This is a genomic window from Lentzea sp. NBC_00516 (genome assembly GCF_036346835.1).
In the GTDB taxonomy this organism is placed as follows: Bacteria; Actinomycetota; Actinomycetes; order Mycobacteriales; family Pseudonocardiaceae; genus Lentzea; species Lentzea sokolovensis.
In genome coordinates this window covers 3,676,017-3,693,153 of record NZ_CP107840.1, presented here as the reverse complement: position 1 = coordinate 3,693,153, position 17,137 = coordinate 3,676,017, and the positions used below count along the sequence as shown (strand labels likewise).

The 17,137-nt window shown below is 67.2% G+C and carries 20 protein-coding genes and 3 pseudogenes; 12 read left to right on the top strand and 11 right to left on the bottom strand.

The features are described from left to right. Positions 1 to 121: 121 nt before the first annotated feature. The gene (locus OG205_RS16505) at positions 122 to 343 is read right to left on the bottom strand and encodes a hypothetical protein (protein WP_330277128.1); all 222 of its coding nucleotides are present in this window, start codon (positions 341 to 343) and stop codon (positions 122 to 124) included. Positions 344 to 488: 145 nt separating this feature from the next. Here OG205_RS16505 and OG205_RS16500 point away from each other — a divergent pair, with 145 nt between their 5' ends. Beyond that, positions 489 to 776 carry a hypothetical protein gene (locus tag OG205_RS16500; protein ID WP_330277127.1) on the top strand — a complete coding sequence of 96 codons (288 nt, stop codon included), beginning with the start codon at positions 489 to 491 and terminating at the stop codon, positions 774 to 776. A 12-nt stretch (positions 777 to 788) separates the two neighbouring features. After that, positions 789 to 2,810 carry a cellulase family glycosylhydrolase gene (locus tag OG205_RS16495; protein WP_330277126.1) on the top strand — a complete coding sequence of 674 codons (2,022 nt, stop codon included), beginning with the start codon at positions 789 to 791 and terminating at the stop codon, positions 2,808 to 2,810. Between the two features lie 67 nt (positions 2,811 to 2,877). Here OG205_RS16495 and OG205_RS16490 read toward each other — a convergent pair whose 3' ends face one another. Further along, the gene (locus OG205_RS16490; protein WP_330277125.1) at positions 2,878 to 3,201 is read right to left on the bottom strand and encodes a hypothetical protein; all 324 of its coding nucleotides are present in this window, start codon (positions 3,199 to 3,201) and stop codon (positions 2,878 to 2,880) included. Between the two features lie 240 nt (positions 3,202 to 3,441). Here OG205_RS16490 and OG205_RS46795 point away from each other — a divergent pair. Then, positions 3,442 to 3,600 (top strand): annotated as a pseudogene (locus OG205_RS46795) (cellulose binding domain-containing protein); the annotation flags it as partial. A gap of 206 nt (positions 3,601 to 3,806) precedes the next feature. Here the strand turns inward: OG205_RS46795 and OG205_RS16485 are convergent. Beyond that, positions 3,807 to 4,151, bottom strand: a complete 345-nt coding sequence (locus tag OG205_RS16485; protein ID WP_330277124.1) for a hypothetical protein — start codon at positions 4,149 to 4,151, stop codon at positions 3,807 to 3,809. A 253-nt stretch (positions 4,152 to 4,404) separates the two neighbouring features. Between OG205_RS16485 and OG205_RS16480 the strand changes: the two genes are divergently transcribed. Beyond that, on the top strand, positions 4,405 to 4,680 hold the full coding sequence (locus OG205_RS16480) for a cellulose binding domain-containing protein (RefSeq protein ID WP_330277123.1): 276 nt from the start codon (positions 4,405 to 4,407) through the stop codon (positions 4,678 to 4,680). Between the two features lie 67 nt (positions 4,681 to 4,747). On the opposite strand, the gene OG205_RS16475 is transcribed toward OG205_RS16480, so the two are convergent. Further along, a complete protein-coding gene (locus OG205_RS16475; RefSeq protein WP_330277122.1) occupies positions 4,748 to 5,095 on the bottom strand; it encodes a hypothetical protein in 348 nt (115 codons plus the stop codon). Positions 5,096 to 5,239: 144 nt separating this feature from the next. Here OG205_RS16475 and OG205_RS46790 point away from each other — a divergent pair. Next, a pseudogene (locus OG205_RS46790) lies at positions 5,240 to 5,920 on the top strand (cellulose binding domain-containing protein); the annotation flags it as partial. A 135-nt stretch (positions 5,921 to 6,055) separates the two neighbouring features. On the opposite strand, the gene OG205_RS16470 reads toward OG205_RS46790, so the two are convergent. Further along, the gene (locus OG205_RS16470; RefSeq protein WP_330277121.1) at positions 6,056 to 6,454 is read right to left on the bottom strand and encodes a hypothetical protein; all 399 of its coding nucleotides are present in this window, start codon (positions 6,452 to 6,454) and stop codon (positions 6,056 to 6,058) included. Positions 6,455 to 6,633: 179 nt separating this feature from the next. On the opposite strand from OG205_RS16470, the gene OG205_RS16465 reads away from it, so the two are divergent. The 3 genes from OG205_RS16465 (at position 6,634) to ssb (ending at position 9,311) form a co-directional block, all read left to right on the top strand. Next, on the top strand, positions 6,634 to 6,915 hold the full coding sequence (locus OG205_RS16465; RefSeq protein ID WP_330277120.1) for a hypothetical protein: 282 nt from the start codon (positions 6,634 to 6,636) through the stop codon (positions 6,913 to 6,915). A gap of 663 nt (positions 6,916 to 7,578) precedes the next feature. Continuing rightward, the gene (locus OG205_RS16460) at positions 7,579 to 8,556 is read left to right on the top strand and encodes a dihydrodipicolinate synthase family protein (RefSeq protein ID WP_330277119.1); all 978 of its coding nucleotides are present in this window, start codon (positions 7,579 to 7,581) and stop codon (positions 8,554 to 8,556) included. Between the two features lie 464 nt (positions 8,557 to 9,020). Next, on the top strand, positions 9,021 to 9,311 hold the full coding sequence (gene ssb / locus OG205_RS16455) for a single-stranded DNA-binding protein (protein WP_330277118.1): 291 nt from the start codon (positions 9,021 to 9,023) through the stop codon (positions 9,309 to 9,311). Between the two features lie 222 nt (positions 9,312 to 9,533). Here the strand turns inward: ssb and OG205_RS16450 are convergent, their stop codons facing one another. From OG205_RS16450 to OG205_RS16440, 3 genes are all read right to left on the bottom strand, one after another. Next, positions 9,534 to 9,839, bottom strand: coding sequence for an ester cyclase (locus OG205_RS16450; protein WP_330277117.1), 306 nt, complete (start codon positions 9,837 to 9,839; stop codon positions 9,534 to 9,536). A gap of 121 nt (positions 9,840 to 9,960) precedes the next feature. Continuing rightward, positions 9,961 to 11,574 (bottom strand): CocE/NonD family hydrolase, encoded by a 1,614-nt coding sequence (locus tag OG205_RS16445; RefSeq protein WP_330277116.1) that lies wholly within the window; start codon positions 11,572 to 11,574, stop codon positions 9,961 to 9,963. Continuing rightward, a complete protein-coding gene (locus tag OG205_RS16440) occupies positions 11,571 to 12,152 on the bottom strand; it encodes a TetR/AcrR family transcriptional regulator (protein WP_330277115.1) in 582 nt (193 codons plus the stop codon). Before OG205_RS16440 ends, OG205_RS16445 begins: the two co-directional genes overlap by 4 nt. 222 nt (positions 12,153 to 12,374) lie before the next feature. On the opposite strand from OG205_RS16440, the pseudogene OG205_RS46785 reads away from it, so the two are divergent. Next, positions 12,375 to 12,584: pseudogene (locus tag OG205_RS46785) on the top strand (hypothetical protein); the annotation flags it as partial. Positions 12,585 to 12,603: 19 nt separating this feature from the next. Here OG205_RS46785 and OG205_RS16430 read toward each other — a convergent pair. The 3 genes from OG205_RS16430 to OG205_RS16420 are packed head-to-tail and all read right to left on the bottom strand — an operon-like array spanning position 12,604 to position 14,489. After that, positions 12,604 to 13,680, bottom strand: a complete 1,077-nt coding sequence (locus tag OG205_RS16430) for a carboxylesterase family protein (protein WP_330277114.1) — start codon at positions 13,678 to 13,680, stop codon at positions 12,604 to 12,606. Further along, positions 13,616 to 14,125 (bottom strand): carboxylesterase family protein, encoded by a 510-nt coding sequence (locus OG205_RS16425; RefSeq protein WP_330277113.1) that lies wholly within the window; start codon positions 14,123 to 14,125, stop codon positions 13,616 to 13,618. Before OG205_RS16425 ends, OG205_RS16430 begins: the two co-directional genes overlap by 65 nt. 1 nt (position 14,126) lies before the next feature. Continuing rightward, positions 14,127 to 14,489 (bottom strand): TetR-like C-terminal domain-containing protein, encoded by a 363-nt coding sequence (locus OG205_RS16420; RefSeq protein WP_330277112.1) that lies wholly within the window; start codon positions 14,487 to 14,489, stop codon positions 14,127 to 14,129. 28 nt (positions 14,490 to 14,517) lie between these two features. Here OG205_RS16420 and OG205_RS16415 point away from each other — a divergent pair, with 28 nt between their 5' ends. The 3 genes from OG205_RS16415 (at position 14,518) to OG205_RS16405 (ending at position 17,073) form a co-directional block, all read left to right on the top strand. Beyond that, a complete protein-coding gene (locus OG205_RS16415; protein ID WP_330278172.1) occupies positions 14,518 to 14,727 on the top strand; it encodes a hypothetical protein in 210 nt (69 codons plus the stop codon). Between the two features lie 98 nt (positions 14,728 to 14,825). Next, on the top strand, positions 14,826 to 15,746 hold the full coding sequence (locus OG205_RS16410; protein WP_330277111.1) for an ArsR/SmtB family transcription factor: 921 nt from the start codon (positions 14,826 to 14,828) through the stop codon (positions 15,744 to 15,746). A 16-nt stretch (positions 15,747 to 15,762) separates the two neighbouring features. Next, the gene (locus OG205_RS16405) at positions 15,763 to 17,073 is read left to right on the top strand and encodes a tetratricopeptide repeat protein (protein WP_330277110.1); all 1,311 of its coding nucleotides are present in this window, start codon (positions 15,763 to 15,765) and stop codon (positions 17,071 to 17,073) included. The last annotated feature ends 64 nt before the right edge of the window (positions 17,074 to 17,137 follow it).

Here is a 17,137-nt window from a genome sequence, read left to right as displayed (position 1 = left end):
TTCCGTTCAGCAGTCACGGAACTGGCTGCGTGAATGGAAGATACGTGCCGATCGTGCCCGGACGGCGCACTCTCCGGGGCCACGGGACCGACTTCCGTGTTCTGCGGAACGGGGCTTCGTGTCAGCGGACGTCCGTCGTGTGGTCGGTGACGTCGAACTTGTTCGCGCACTGTTCGAGGAATTCGCGAAACCGCACGACTTCGGCGTCAGGCCACGGTCGTGCGGCCATTGCAGCTGTGCTGCCGAGTTCGAGCCGTGCCCGTGGCCGCGAACTCGGGAGCATCTGGTCGAAAACTGCCTCGTCGGCACGGCCATCGGCGCGCGGCTGCGATACCGTGCGCATTGTGCACTGTCCGAAAAGGACTGGCCGGGACTCTGCCCGGCCGGCTCGGCCGCAGTCGCGCAGTGGAGTCCCGGCACCGCCGAACTCGTGGCGACCCTGCCGGCCGCACCCTCCGCAGTCCTGTACCGGCTCACGACCAGAGGAGGTGCTCGCCCGTTGCGGACCGTGGTGGCCTCCCGTCCCGCGCCCGGTGGTCCGCTGGTTCTCGGTGTCCGGGTGGACGAGGCGCGGGAGCCGCGGGACTCGCTCCGGTCCGGACACCCTCTCCTTCGGCGTCGAGGAACCCGACGGCACGTTCACCCTGCTCGCCACGCTCGACGGCAAGTACCTCTCCACCGAAGTGGCCGGCGGTTTCACCGGCCGCGTCATCGGCATGTACGCGGCCACGGGCACCGTCCACTTCGACTGGTTCGACTACCAGCCGGTTATCTGAATGCGAGGGTTCATGAACGGATCACGCCGCCGAGCGCGGACAGTTCTCGGTGTCGCGCTGGCAGGGCTCACGGTCGTGGCGTCGGTCGTCGCGCCGGCGACCGCCGTCGCTGCGGAGACCGGCTGCAAGGTCACCTACTCGGTGACGGGCCAGTGGCAGGGCGGCTTCAAGGCCGACGTCGCCGTGACCAATCTCGGTGCGGCCGTCGACGGCTGGAAGCTGGGCTGGGAGTGGCCTTCCGGTCAGCAGGTGGGGAACGCCTGGAACGCGAAGATCACCGCGTCGGACGGCAAGGTCACCGCCACCAACGTCGGCTACAACGCCAAGGTCGGGTCGCAGGCGACGGTGCAGTTCGGCCTCACGGGAACTCGGGGCCACGCCAGCACGGCGCCGTTGGCGTTCTCGTTCAACGGTGTCACCTGCGTTCACGGCGGCAAGCAGCTCACCGCGATGAAGCAGGTGGCGGCGATGGAGCCGGGGTGGAACCTCGGTAACACGCTGGACTCGACCGGCGGCGACGAGACGTCGTGGGGTAACCCGCGCATCACCGAAGCGCTGCTGGACAACGTGAAGGCGCAGGGCTTCAAGAGCGTCCGCCTGCCGGTCACCTGGAGCGCGCACCTCGGTCAGGGGCCGGACTTCCAGATCGAGCCGGGGTACCTGGCTCGCGTCGAGGAGGTCATCCGCTGGGCGTTGGCACGCGATCTGTACGTGCTCGTCAACATTCACCACGACTCGTGGCAGTGGATGTCGAAGATGCCGGCGGAGCACGACTCCGTGCTCGCCAAGTTCAACAAGATCTGGACGCAACTCGCGGGCGCCTTCGCCGAGTACGGGCCCAGGCTGACGTTCGAGAGCTGGAACGAGCCGGTGTTCACCGGTAGCACGGGTGAACCGCAGGAGATGCAGCTGAACAACGAGCTGAACGCGTCCTTCCGCGACATCGTGCGCAGGTCGGGCGGCAACAACGCCACCCGCCTGCTGGTCCTGCCGACCCTGCACACCTCTGCCGAGCAGGCACGGATCGACCCGCTGGTGGAACACATCCGCGGGTTGGGCGACCCCAACATCGCCGCGACCGTGCACTACTACGGCTACTGGCCGTTCAGTGTGAACATCGCGGGCGGTACGCGCTTCGACGCGACAGCGCAAAAGGACATCACCGACTCGTTCGACCGCGTGCACAACAGCTTCATCACCCGCGGCGTCCCGGTGATCCTCGGTGAGTACGGTCTGCTCGGCTTCGACCGGCACACCGGCACCATCGAGCAGGGCGAGAAGCTGAAGTTCTTCGAGTACCTCGGCTACTACGCGCGCACCAAGAAGATCACCACCATGTTGTGGGACAACGGTCAGCACTTCGGTCGCACCACGTTCAAGTGGAGCGACCCGCAGCTCTTCGCGCAGATCAAGTCGAGCTGGACGACCCGATCCGGTACGGCCTACACCGACCAGGTGTTCAACGCGAAGTCGAGCCCCATCACCGCCAAGACGATCAAGTTGAACCTCAACGGCACGTCGTTCTCCGGACTGTACAACGGAAACATCGCCCTGACGCGCGGACGCGACTACACGATCGCCGGTGACCAGCTCACCCTGACCGCCTCGGCGCTGACGAAGCTGATCGGCTCGCGGGGCTATGGTGTGAACGCGGTGCTGACGGCCAAGTTCTCCAAGGGCGTGCCGTGGCGTTTCCACGTCATCACCCATGACACGCCGGTGCTGTCCGGCGCGACCGGGACGACGGCCAAGTTCGAGATTCCGACCGCCTTCCGCGGCGACCAGCTCGCGACGATGGAGGCCAAGTACGACGACGGCACCTTCGCCGGTCCGAACGACTGGACGTCCTTCAAGGAGTACGACAAGACGTTCACGCCCAACTACGCGGACAGCAGGACGAACCTGACGCCGGACTTCTTCGGTGCGGTCAAGGACGGGCAGCAGGTGACGCTCACGTTCCACTACTGGAGCGGCGCCAAGGTCAGCTACCACGTCACCAAGTCGGGCGGCACGGTCACCGGTACGACCGCGTGATCCGGTCCGCATGGACAGAAACCGCCGGAGGCTCAAGGCCTCCGGCGGTTTCTGTTGGTTTGCGGCGTTACTGCACCCAGAACCGCACGGTCGAGCCATCCCGGTTGTCCGAGTTGATGTGGAAATCCTGGATGTTCAGACTGTTCCTGCGGACCGCGATGCTCACCGTCTGGTCCATCTTCCACCACCAGCCACTGATGACCCGGCACCGTCGTCCCCCGATGTTGTACATCGGCGAGGTGGTTCTGTTGTTGTGCTGGTTGAATCCGGTGATCTCGAAAACACCTGACTGCGACTCCTGGTTGCACAGCTCCAGCTGCACGGACGGAGTGGACGCGTGGGCCATGCCCGGCAGTCCGAGCGCCGCGGCCATCACGAGCATGGCAGTCATCGTCTTGCGCCACCGAGGAATCATCGGCCTTCACAACCTTTCGTCGGGTTCGAATGCCGACAAAGTAGCTCCACCAGGTGCTCTTCTTGGAGAATCTCCGACCGATTCGCATGAAGTTCGTGGATCGGTCGACGTGGATGAAAGTGTTGCACTGCGGACATCGTCTGTGAATCGGGCCACATCTCCGCTACGGTCTGGCTGAGTCGGCTCAGGCCCCATTGGGTACACAGTGGACGCTTTGTGGAGGAGATCAGGGCGTGTCGGGTGACCCGCGAGTGGCAGGGCGGCTTCATCGCCTCGGTGGACGTCACGAACCTCGGTGACGCGGTCGCCGGTCGGCAGCTGACGTGGTCGATGGGCGCTGGTCAGACGGTCACGCCGCTGTGGAACGGGACAGCGTGCAGGTCGCGGTCGACACAAGGACTACAACGGTTTCCTCGGCGCCGGTGCGAGCGCCGGACTGGGTTTCGTCGCCGGCGCGAGCGGCTCGGCGACTCCGGGGTTCGCCGGCTTCGCGCTCGACGGCACGACCGCGTGAGCCGGTCCGCATGGACAGAAACCGCCGGAGGCTCGAAGCCTCCGGCGGTTTCTGTTGTCGGGTCTCGTCAGTTCAGGTCGAGCCTCACGGTCGAGCCGTTCCGTTCGTTCGAGTTGATGTCGTGCCAACTGACGTGCAGAGTGGTCGTGCGGACCGTGATGCTCAGCGTCTGGCCCGTCTTCCACCACCAGTTCTCGACGAGCCGGCACTGTACTGCTCCGATGCTGTACAGCGGCGAGGAGACTTTCGCGTCGTGCTGGTTGAGTCCGTGGATCTTGAAATTGCCTGACCGCGAACCGTTGCACACTTTCACCTGTACAGACGGCGAGGACGCGTGGGCCATGCCCGGTAGCCCAAGTACTGCGCCGGCCACGAGAGTGGCGATCATCGTCTTGCGCCACTGAGGAAGCATGGGCCTTCACGACCTTTCGTCGGGTTCGAATGCTGACAAGGCTAGCTCCACAAAGGACTCGTTCGGGGGAACTTCCGACCGATTCGCATGAAGTTCATGCGAATCGGTCGAAGCGCATGAAAGCTGTGCACCACAGACATCACCTGTGAATCGGGCCACATCTCCGCTACGGTCTGGCTGAGTCGGCTCAGGTCCGCTGGATCCACAGTGGACGCTTTGTGGAGGAGATCGGGATGTACCGGTCGACTGTCGGGTGAACGGCGAGTGGCAGGGCGGCTTCATCGCCTCGGTGGACGTCACGAACCTCGGTGACGCGGTCACCGGTCGGCAGCTGACGTGGTCGATGGGCGCCGGTCAGACGGTCGCGCAGCTGTGGAACGAGGGCGGCGCGCAGGTCGTGGTCGACAACAAGGACTACCGAGGTTTCCTCGGCGCCGGTGCGAGCGCCGGGCTGGGTTTCGTCGCCGGCGCGAGCGGCTCGGCGACTCCGGGGTACGCCGGCTTCGCGCTCAACGGCACGACCGCGTGAGCCGGTCCGCATGGACAGAAACCGCCGGAGGCTCAAGGACTCCGGCGGTTTCTGTTGTCGGGTCTCGTCAGTTCACCCCGAACGTCACGGTCGAGCCGTTCCGTTCGTTCGAGTTGATGTCGTACCACTTGACGCTCAGGCTGCTCCTGCGGACCGCGATGCTCACCGTCTGGCCCGTCTTCCACCAACAGTTCCCGATGAGCCGGCACTGGTTCGCCGCGATGTCGTACTGCGGCGTGGAGGCTCGTTGGTCGTGTTGGTTGAGTCCGGTGATCTGGAAACTGCCTGACTGCCAGTAGTTGTTGCACAGTTTCACCTGGACAGACGGCGAGGATGCGTGGGCCATGCCTGGCAGTCCGAGCGCCGCGGCCACCACGAGCGTGGCGATCATCGTCTTGCGCAATCGAGGAAGCATGGGCCTTCACGACCTTTCGTCGGGTTCGAATGCTGACAAGGGTAGCTCTACAAAGGATTTTTCCGGGGGAACTTCCGACCGATTCGCATGTAGTTCACGCGATCGGTCGAAACGCATAAAAGCGTTGCGCCACAGACATCATCTGTGAATCGGGCCACATCTCCGCTACGGTCTGGCCGAGTCGGCTCAGGTCCGCTGGATCCACAGTGGACGCTTTGTGAAGGAGATCAGGGCGTGTCGGTCGACTGTCGGGTGAACGGCGAGTGGCAGGGCGGCTTCATCGCCTCGGTGGACGTCACGAACCTCGGTGACGCGGTCACCGGTCGGCAGCTGACGTGGTCGATGGGCGCCGGTCAGACGGTCGCGCAGCTGTGGAATGGGACAGCGCGCCAGTCCGGCGCGCCGGACGCGGCCGACACAAGGACTACAACGGTTTCCTCGGCGCCGGTGCGAGCGCCGGGCTGGGTTTCGTCGCCGGCGCGAGCGGCTCGGCGACTCTCGTTCCGCAGACTTCGCTCTCAACGGCACGACGTGCGCGGGTTCGGTGCCGCCGGCGGACGCTCTGGCACGGGCTCACATCCCGGGCCGGGTCACGAAATCCGGTCAGTACTCCTGGCCCGGTGTCTACTTCGAGGGGCGCTTTCGCGGCACCGGGGTCGGAATCGTCCTCAACGACTCGGAGACGACTACGACGTGCAGATCGACGGCACGGCGGTCGCGACACTGGTGACGCCGGGCCGGACCACGCACTGGGTGAACAACCTGAGCAACACCGAGCACCTCGTGCGGCTCGTCAAGCGAACGGAAAGCCCCAACGCCGCCAGGGAGTTCGGCGGTTCGCCGCCGCGAACGGTGGTGCGATCCCGACCAAGCCCGTGCAACGGGCCCGGCAGATCGAGTTCCCCGTCACGGCCGTCTCATCCGGCCGGGACGGGGAACTGTCGCGTGCACATGGAAGGCTCAGCTGGCGGCCAGGCCGGGGTGGCCCCAGTACGGGTGGTAGTTCCGCCACGACACCCAGACGTAGGCCAGGTTGTCCTTCCGGACGTCGATGAACCCGTAACTCTGCTCACCGCTCGTGCAGTTGCTGGAGGAGTAGAAGGTCAGCTCCGGGGTGGAGTCGTTGCTGACGTGCACGTTGGACTTGAAGGACTTCCCGGACGGCAGGTTCTGGAGGCGCACGGCCGAGCCCCAACGCTCGACCTTGACACAGCGGGTCTCGTTCGGCACCTTCGAGAACGCGACCAAGTGCTGGCCGGCGGGAGAGTCTGCCTGGGCTGCGGGTGCGGCGACGAGCGCGGCAGCCACGGCGACCAGGGCGATGACGAGGGCGGGACGCCTCACAGCGAACTTCGGCATTGATGATCCTCTCGGAATACGATGGCACGACCAGCGTGACATGCGGTTTTCCGAAAAGCGTGGCCGACTTGAGGGCCTAGGCGTGGAATTCATCAATTCGCGGAACGATGTGCCGTTGTTTCGGGCATCTGCGGGGGACTTCGCCCGCGATTCCCTCATCGCACTGTGCGGGCGCGAGCGTGCGGGGGGTCGGCGCCGGCCCCCGCACGTCGATTCTCTCAGTTGCGCAGCGCCCACTGCTGGTCACGGCGCCGGGCAAGGCGAAACTCGCGAGTCTGCCCGTGGAGGCGATGGAAGCGCGGCTGCGCGGACTGACCGACCTGCCACGGCTCACGTCGCGATCCCACCGGTCGATGGACGCCACGATGCTGTCCGTCCGCGCGACCACAGACCTCTGTGAGGTGCTGGTGGCGGACCTGATCGCGCTGGCCGCCCAACTCTCGTGGTTGACGAGCCTCTGACCGCGGCGGAAGTCTCCGAGCGCTCGAACGGCCGCGCTGCGGCGTGATCTCTCCGCTTCGAAACGAGTCGACATGAACCGCGTGAATTCAGCGGAATTCACCCGATGAAGTGATCTGCGGAGCGCTTTTCTGTGATCTGATCACAGTTGGAGGCATGGTCGGTGATGAATGACATCGCAGGCAGGGTGGCCTCGTCGAACCAGGGTCCTGAGATGTCCGCCGTGAAGGCGGGCGAGAACTTCCGCCACCCGATTCGCCAAGATCTCCGGGAAGTCTTCACCGAGCTCCACGCGCGAGTGCAGCAGGTGGTGGCGATGGGGCGAGTCGACGATCCAGATCGCCGGCCACGCGTTCCTGTGCAGGCAGGGCGTGGAACACCATGCTGGCACGATGTGCGAAGCCGACCCCCCCCACCTTTGCCGCACCACATCGAATGACTCGTGTTCGTTCCTCGTTCGGCGGAATTTTTTCCGGCTGACGGGTGTTCGTCGAGACCTTCTCCGCGTTCACCTTTTCGCGCGCTTGACGTGATGCGTGATCGAATCCAGGCTGATGCATTGATCGGACTGTGGGTTGTCCGTTGTCTTTCCGGTGTTCCGGAGCACAGAGGCGGATGACGATTGCCTGACCCATTGCGGTCAGTTGCGATCAGAGAGGGGAATCATGACGGCCTGGGACAACGCCGACGGGGTAGTCGTTGCCACTGCGTTGCCTTACACGCCTAGGGTCGGTTCCCCGGCGGACCTGCGGGTGGATTTCGACCGTTACGCGCGGCATTGCGATTGGCTCGTGAGCGAAGGATGCCGGGGAGTGGTGCCGAACTCGGCCCTGGGCGAGTTCGGGTCGCTGACCCCGTTGGAGCGCCGGATGGTCACGAGGACCGCGGTGGAGGCGCTGGGTGGTCGTGGGACGGTGCTGGCCGGGGTGCACGACGTCGGGTCGCACCAGGTGGTCGAGTGGTCGTGGCAGGCGGCGGAGGATGGCGCGGACGCGTTGATCTGCATGCCGCCGGTCAGTCATCAGCCGACGATGTCGGAGGTGCTGCGGCATTTCGAGGCGGTGGCGTCGGTGGGGTTGCCAGTGGTGGTCTGCAACAACCCCGCTGTGGCGCGGATTGATCTGCGGCCGTCGGTGCTGGCCGAGATCGCGGCCATGGACAACGTTGTCGGCGTGTCGGACTCCTCCGGCGATCTGGGGCGTCTGCACCGGATCCGCCGGTTGGCTCCGACCGTGAAGGTATTTGCCGGCGGGGATCTCACGGTGGTGGAGAACCTGTTGTCGGGGGCCGAGGGGTGGGTGGCCGCGTTGCCCAACGTCTTCCCCGGCGACTGCGTGCGGTTGTTCGACCTGATCGCCTCGGGGCATTTGGTGGAGGCGCAGGAGTTGCGCGAGGTGCTGGCGGCCTCGCTGAGGTGGGAGTCGCGCTCGACCTTCGTGCAGATGATCAAGTTCGGGATGGACTACCGGGGGCGGTACGGCGGTCCGTGCAGGCCGCCGCGGCACCCGTTACCGGCGGAGTTCGTCGCGGATGCGCACCGTGATGTGCAGGTGGTGTCGCGGTACCTGGAGGCGCGTGAAGTCCGGGCGGGGCGAGGGCTGGGCCGGATGCCGGGGTTCGCGGACGGGGCGGTTCAGGACTGACATCGGCGGTATGTCCACTGTGGACATACCGATTGGGGCCGCCTCCGGAAGTTGTCCCGGAACCGGCCCCATCGTGACCCGTCAGGCCTGGTCGGACCACCACTTCTGGCCTTGTCCAGTAGGAAATTCCAAGCTCACGGTCGTATTCAACGAGCTGGTGCACCCACCGATTGCCGATGTACGGCATGTCGCTTACGCAGGAGCAAGGTAGCCCTTTGTCTACCTTGCCTCGGTCTCGGCGAATCGCTTGGCGACCAGCCGCAGCGTCTCGCCCGAGACCCCGAGCCGGGCCGCGACCACCTCTTTCGGGTCCACCTCGCCCGCCGAGGTGTCCAACGCGAGCAGTCAGCACTTCAACCGCCGCGGGAACTTTACACCGCGCGGAAGACTTTGCTTGCTGAACGGCACGACTGTCCACAACAGATCCGCACGAAACCAATTGAGCTATTACGAGAGGATCAGCCATGGCTGGAGAGACGACGATCAGGGTGGTCGGGAACCTGACTGCCGATCCCGAACTGCGCTTTACCCAGTCCGGTGCGGCGGTGGCCAGCTTCACGGTCGCCTCCACGCCCCGCACGTTCGACAAGAATTCGGGCGAGTGGAAGGACGGCGAAGCGCTGTTCCTGCGGTGCAGCCTGTGGCGGCAGGTCGCCGAGATCGGCCCCTCGCTGCGCTACGCGACCTTCCGTCGTGTGTTCAAGAACTCTGAAGGTGGTTCGGAGGAGAACCCAAGCGAGGAGCCGTCGTTCTGACAGTATCGGCCCTTGGAGTGGTCCAAAGCTCGTGGGGCGATCGCGTTCAGGGAGCGAGGAACATGGTCCTGGCGCGCCACTCTCGCACCGCCGGATCCGGTCGGCATCCGATGTGGTCACCGATGAACTGCGCTCTCAGGGCGCAGGCACGGCACCGATCTGCTGCATCACGCCGAGGAGGTCGGGCCGACCCCGCTCCTTGATGATCTTTCCGTCTGCCAGCTAGTAGAAGTTCATGGCCTGGACCGAGATCGTCTTCCCGCTGGCCAGAATTCCGAAGAACTCGCCCTGGTGCGTCCCGCGCATGGTGAACCGAGCGGCCGCCGTGTCGCCTTCGGTGACGGTCTCTTCCAGCGTCCACCGGACATCTGGGAAGCCCGCGCGCATCATCGCGATCAACTCCAAGTCGCCCTCGGCACTGGCAGCGCACCCGGCGTCGACCGTCGGGCTGATGGGGCGGGAATCTCTCCCGTGCGAGGGCTTCGGCGCGGATCTGATCGAGAGAACCTTCTCGTTTCGGCCGGTCACTCGAAAACCGCAGCGCCGGGCACTGACACTCTCTGTTGCCCCAGCGCCCTGGGTGTTGTCGAGGTCGGCCGGCATCGCGCTCCGGACGGTGTCGCCGTGCCGGGCCGCGTGACAGCTGTCCTCAGGCTGACCCGAGGACCGGAAGCGTGATGGCGGATGGCCGATCTGGTCCGAAGTGGACGGTCTGGTCGGCGGCGAGCAGCGTGGTGGCGGTGGCTCGCGACTCGCCGGTGCCGGGATTGCGGGTGAACCGCGGGAAAGAGCCGCTGGCGACCTGGACGCGAATGCGATGCCCGCGACGGAAGCGGTACGCCGTCGGCCACAGCGTCACGGAGACGCCCTGTGGTTCGGTGGCGCCGGAGAGGCTCGTCAGGCCGTCGCACACGTTCCACGACCGGCCGTCCTGGTCGACGTCGCAGAGCCGCACGAACACGTCGGCGTGCGGCAGGCTGGAGGAGAACCAGATCTCGGCGCTGACCTCACCGACGACCTCGACGTCCTGGCCGAGTACCGGCGTGGTGTAGGTGAGCACGTCCGGGCGGGCCTCGAGCTCGGTGTTGTCGACCCGTCCGGCAGCGCTCACGGCCAGCCGCACGCCGCCGGCTGTCGGGGTGGGGTCGGCCGGGTCGTAGCGGTAAGTGTCCACTGAGGCCTCAGCAGGTGGCTCCGAAGTCAGTGCACCCGCGGCACCGAGGTGGAAACGCTGTGGCGAGTATCCTGCCGGTGGCCAGGAGTCGAACGAGCGCCACGCGTCCTCGCCCATCACGTACAGCCGGACCGGCGCGCGGTGTGGCGGCTGGACGCCGCGGGCGTGGGCGAGACCGAAGTTCACCGCCTCCTCGACCGGCGTGCCGGTGAACTCCGCGTGCGTCCACGGGCCGACCGTCATCCGTGCGGGACGCCCCTTCTCCTGCAGCACCTGGAAGTCGTGCAGCTGGCCGGGCAGGAAGATGTCGTACCAGCCGCCGACCGAGCTGACCGGCACGGTCACGTCGGCGACCCGGTGGCTGTGGTCGATCCCGTCCCACCGCGGGGAGGTGGCGTCGTGGGTGAGGAGGTCCTGGAAGTACAGGGAACGCTCACCGAACGCGGCGATGTCGGCCTCGGCCAGCGGAAGCGTCCACAGAGCTCGCGCGGTCTTCTTGTCCTGCGACTTCTTGCGCACCCCCGAGAGCGGACGTTCCTGGGTGCCGACCAGCACACTCCACTCGAACGGCGTCTCCAGCGACAGGCCGTCGGGACGCAGGGACTCCAGCGTCAGCGCGGATTCCGTCACCACCGGGATCATCGCCTTGACCTGGGGCGGCAACTGGTCGGCGACCGCCCACTGGACGTATCCGAGGTAGCTCGGGCCGTACAGCACGATCGCGTCGGACCACGGCTGCGCCACCAGCCAGTCGAGGGTCACGAGCCCGTCCGCGCGTTCCCGGCGCAACGGGTCGAACGTGCCGCCGGAGCCGAACCCGCCGCGCACACTCTGGATCACCACCTGGTATCCGCGCTCGGCCAGCGGGCGAGCCAGGATCTGGCCGTACATGCCCCGGCCGTAGGGGGTGCGGAGCAACGCGGTCGGCAGCCCGTCGCCACCGGACCGCGGCAGCCACCGGTCCGCCAGCAGCTCGACGCCGTCCGGCATCGGGATGCGCAGATTCCGCTGGACGGTGATCCTCCGCGTCAGCGGCGGGTCGAGCTGGAGCTTGCGCTCGAGCTTGCGCAGGATCAGGCGGCTGATCATCGGTCCTCCTCGGCGAACCGGCCGAGCACGTTCATCAGCCGGTCGGTGAACGTTTCCGGGTCGTGCGCGCCGTCGACTACCCACGTCGTGACGAACGAGCCGGCGCCACCGGTGACGAAGGCGGCGAGGTCGCCGGCGGCCTGGGCGGTGAGCCGGTGACCGTGCATGCGCTCGATGACCCGCCGGTTGATCGGCAGGAGCAGCCTGACCAACCCGCGGTCCAGGGCGAACGCGCAGGAACCGGTCAGCAGAGCGCGGTAGAACGTCTGGTGTCCGGCGAAGTGCCGGGCCATGGCGAGGGTGCGGGCGCGCGCGTCCGCCGGCTCCGCGGTGTCACGGAGCAGCGGCAGCAGCTCACGCCTCGCGAGATCGAGCCCTGCCTCCAGCAGCACCGTGTCGAGGTCGCCGAAGTGCTGGTAGACGACCCGGCGACTGACGTCCGCAGCCTCGGCGATCTCGGAGACCGTGACCGCCGTCGTGCCGCGCTCGCTGACCAGAACGAACGCGGCCAGCAGTACGGCGACGCGGGTGCGGCGCACCCGCGGATCGCGTGCGGGCTCGGCCTCGTACAGGTCCATGCACAGATCATGCGCATCTGTTACTAAGTAGTCAAGTGTTACTTACTGTCGGACTGGGCAGGAGTGGTCGTTCAGGGAGAAGACAATGGGTCGGGGTTGTCGAACCGGTAGCTGACCGGGCAGCCGAACACGGCGGGAGTAGTGGTCGGTACCGGCGCGGGCGCCGCGACGGCGGGTGGCGGTGCGGTGGTGGTGAGCGGCGGACATCACCGCCCGGATCCCCGCCGAGGCATCGAGTCGTCCATGAAGCTGGGCCGCCACCGCTACGTCATCGAACGGACCCTGGGGTGGGTTCCCCGGTTCCGCCGGCTGACACGCCGCTGCGAACGCAAGGCCGCCCACTTCACGGCATTCGCCCAGCTGACCTGCGCGGTCATCTGCTACCGCCGAGTCATCAAGCTGGACCTACTGACCTACAACAACCCCAAATGAGATGCGGTCTTAGGTACGGTTACCGCAGCAGTGGCAGTGGCGCCATGTCGTCGTGCTCCCAGAGCTGTCGCGAGCTTTCCTCGGGGTAGGCGGCGACGGTGGGTACTGCGTCGAAAAGTTGGGTCAGCCGGTGTTCGGTGTCGAAGGTGGGCCACCCAGGATCTGCGTGGGTGGCGAATGCGATCCATGCCGAGCGCATGTGCGCGAATACCGCCACGGCCTCAGCCGATGGCTCCGGGCCGCCCAACAGCATCCGACCGAATCCGCTGTCGAAGTCGCCGAAGATCAACGGCAGGTCGAGGGCGTGACATGCGCCGAGCAGGCCCCCGGCGCCGGGGGAGGCCCAAGTCAGTTCGTAGAAGTGGGTTCGTCCGCCGCCGGTCGCGTGGGCTTCGGCCAGCCGGAGGGTGGGCATGCGGAAGAGCCAGTCGGACTGGACCCGTTCCCAGAGTCGATCCGCGGTGGCCTCCGGGAAGGCCGCACGGTAGGCCTTCTCGGCGTTCGGGCCGGGGCCGAAGACGTCGAGCACTCGGGCCGCTTCCTGATCGTCGATCGTGCCCAGTTTCCCGGACGCGACCAGGAAGAGTCGGTACTCGTTGCGGTTGTGCCCGGCGATCAGCTCGACATCGCGCCCGGCGCCCGCTGCCCATGCCCTGTAGGGGGTGGCTGGGAGCACTTCGCCGTCCACGGTCGGGACGAAGAAGGTGAGGTGTGCGGCCATCGGACCCCACCTGTCGAGGTGCTGGTGCTGGGTCGCGGCGGTCTCCTCGCCTGCCTTGGCCAGGTCGTTCGGTTCCACTGTGGACAGGTCGGCGACGGTGGGGCGCCGGCCTCGTTGGCGGGCGATGGCGGTGGTGATGTCGGTGGCAAGCTCGCGTGTGAGGAAGGGGCCGCCGAAGCTCTGTGCGATGGCACTGTGGAAGAGCCCGGCCGCGGCAGGCATGGCCATCAGGGTGCCGACGGAGCTGCCGTCGGCCGATTCGCCGAACACGGTGACGCGGTCGGGGTTGCCGCCGAACGTGGCGATGTTGTCAATGGACCCATTGCAGGGCGGCGATCTGGTCGAGGAGGCTGCGGTTGGGCGGGGCGCCTTCAATGGCGGCGAAGCCTTCGATGCCGAGCCGGTAGTTGAGGCTGACCAGCACCAGGTTGCCCTCCCGGGCGATCCGGGCGTTGGCGAGATTGTCTGCGCCGGAACCCAGTTTGTAGGCCCCGCCGTGGATCCACACCATCACCGGAAGGCGTGCGGTCCGATCCGGGGCCGGCGTCCACACATTCAGTGTCAGCCAGTCCCCGCCGGTCGACTCCGGTCGCTCGCCGCCGCCGAGGCCGAGATGCCGGAAGCCGGCGTAGTCCTGCGGCGCCGGTGAACCGAAGACGACGGTCTCGCGCACACCATCCCAGCGTGGCGCGGGCTGGGGCGCGGCGAACCGCGCTTCGCCGACGGGTGGTGCGGCGTAGGGGATGCCTCGGAAGACAGCGAGTTCGCCCTCCCAGCGCCCGCGTACGGTCCCTGCGGTGGTGCGTACCTCGGGTTGCACCTCAGTTGCCGTCCTCTGCTCCCTTGAAAGTTGCGGATGTCGGTCGGCCCTGCGGGAGCACCATCGACGCGATGTGCACCAGCCGGCTGGTGAACTCGTGTGGATCGAGTGGATCCGGATCCTCGACCACCCACGCGCGGACGAAGTCACCCCAGCCCCCGGTGAGGAACGCAGCGATGTCTTCGGTCGTGCGCTCGTCGATCTGCCTGCCGTAGGCGTCGCACACCACTTGGCGGTTGACCGGGAGGAAGAGGCTGTTCAACGCCTTGCTCAGGGCGAAGCCGCAGGCACTCGTGTACAGGGCTCGATAGAACCGCCGATGGTCGACCATGTGTTCGGCCAGTGCTAGTGCCTTGGCGGACACGGCGGCTTCGGATGACCCGTCCTCGGTGATGCGGCGCCTGGACGTCGCGGCGACCCGCTGGCGGCAGCAGACCGATTCGGACGGCCTGCACCCACAGCGGGCGGACCTCATTTCCCGTGCACTCGATGGAGTGACGCTGGCGGATCTCCTGTGGCGCGGCCAGGAGTCGGACGAAGAGCGCGACCACACCCGTGACCTGCTGCTGAAGCTCACCGAGCAGCCGGGGCCGCTCGTCTGAGAGTTTGTCCGCAGAACGTTGTCAACTGGAACAACGCTGACACCGGACAACGAAGTCTGCGTACCGTCGGAGGTGGGGGGCACTCCGGGGGGAAGCACATGCCGATCGTGATGTCCGAATCCGTGCCCAAGGGGCGCGGACTGACAATTCTGTTCGAGTTGGAAGATCTGGCGCGCACGCGGTTCGCGTCGGCTCCACTGCCGATGTACGAGCTGGTGTTCACCATGCACAGCGGCAACTGGGACCGCCTGTTGCTGCCGCAGATCCGCCCGCTCGCCGAACTGGTCAGGCCTGGCCGGTTCATTCCCGACTTCTTCAACTCCGCGCGGCCCGACTTCGACGACGCCGTGCGCCAGGTGCTCGAGGTGCCGTCGACACGGGTGCGCGACCAGATCGCGAGCATGCTCGGCACGACGTCGCCGTGGCTGCGGTCGTTCGCGGCCGGCACCCCGACCTCGCGCCAGGACCTGAGGTCCGCCTTCCACGCGGGATTCCGCGACCTGCTCGGCCCGAACTGGCCGCAGACGAGGCAGGGGTTCGACGCCGAGGTGCGTCTGCGGTCGTCGCAGGGCGTGACGCGCGGGCTGGGGGACCTGCTCGGCCACCTGCACCCGTCGATCTCGTGGACCTCGCCCGCGCTGCACGTCGAACTGGGCTGGGACACCGAGATCTCGTTGCGCGGCACGGGGATGCTCATCGTGCCGGTGCTCAACGGGCTGACCCGCCCGGCGGTGTCGATGTTCGCCGAACCGCAACCACTGCTGTTCTACCCCGTCACGGCACCTCAGCCGAGTGGCGCCAGCCTCGAACTGGCGCTGGGACGCACCCGGACGCTGGTGCTGCGGGCGCTCACCTCCGAACGCACCACCACCGAACTCGCCAAGCACGTGGGCATCAGCCTGCCCACGGCGTCGCAGCACGCCACCGCTCTGCGCACAGCGGGTTTCGTGTCCACCCACCGCAACGGACGGTCGGTGCGCCACCGCCTGACCCGGCGCGGCTGGGAACTGCTGAACTGAGATCAGGGAGGCCAGCATGACCGCGATGCCGCGGTACCGCACCGACCCGAGTCCCCACGCGCTGGCGGTCCGGCTGCGCGCCCTGCGCACCGCCCAGGTGCCCGTCGCCTGCGGCGTCTACGCCGGACTGTCCGCACCCGGCACGACCTCCGCGCTGCACGCCCGCATCACCCACGCCATGGCCCGGGCGTTCGTGACGGGAGCCTCGGCGGGCGTTCCGCGCTTCGACCAACCGCCGTCCGCCCAGCTGCGGCTGCTGACGGCCGCGAGCTGGGGCCGGCTCGACGGCGTCGGCCCGGACATGACGGAGTTCCCGGTCGACCTGGCCTCCGAACTGTGGTGGAAGGTGCACGAACGGGCGCTCGGCTCGTTGCGCACGGCCGAACGCCGCCTGGCCTGTGACCTGTTGCTGCGCCTGGGATATCCGCAGCGCGCGGCCTCGGTGATCGGCCTGAGCGTGATCGACCCGCGCAAACACGTGTTCTCGCCCGAACTCGCGCTGGAACAGCTGGCCGTGCTCCGCTGCCACCTCCCGTCCTCCGCCGTGGAGGCGATGGCGTTGCGCGGCGCCAGGTCCGGGCTTCCTCCCGAGACGCGCCGCGACCTGGCGTTGTTCGTGGCGTTCCGCAACGCGGCCCGCGGCGCCGACTCCACGTCCCTGCAGGCCGCCGCCGCGCTGGCGACGAAGGCCACGTCCGAGCTGCCGCAGAACGGCTTCACCGCCGCCCTGCACCGAGCCCGGCTGCACCGGGCGATCGCCGCGGTTCCGTTCGTGCGGCACGACATCGTCGAGACACACCGTCTCCTCGGCCGCGCACTGGAATCGCTCACTTCGGCGACGCCGGGTACGGCCGAGATGGACCGGCTGGCCTGGGCGGACGAGGCCTACGCCCTCTACTCCTTCCTCGTGCAGACCCACGTCGCCGTCGGCCTGGGACAGCGCGCCGTCGGCTACGCCGGCGAACTGGTCGAGCTCAGTCCCGGCGACCACAGGACGTGGGCGTTGCAGGGCGACGCACTGGCCGCGTGCGGTCAGCTGGAGGCTTCCTTGGAGGCCTACGGCCGCGGGATCGCGCTCGGCGGCTGGGGTGCGGCTCGTGCCGCCTACCTGCGTGGCTTCGTGCTGGAACGGCTCGGGCGGGTGGCCGAGGCCGCCGAGGACTACGTGCTGTCCCAACGCATCGACCCAACCTCGTCGGTGGTGGTGGCTCCCGTTGTGCCGGTGGGCGGCCATGACCGGAAGGTGCCCGCGGAGTCGGGTGGCCGCGGACGGGGCGTTGGTGGACGCCGTGGTGCTGAACGGGTCCGTGCCGTGCAGGTGCGCTGAGCCGGAACCGGCCACGTGGACGACGGCAGTGACCTGGTTGTGAGTGGGTTGCTGCGCTAGGTGG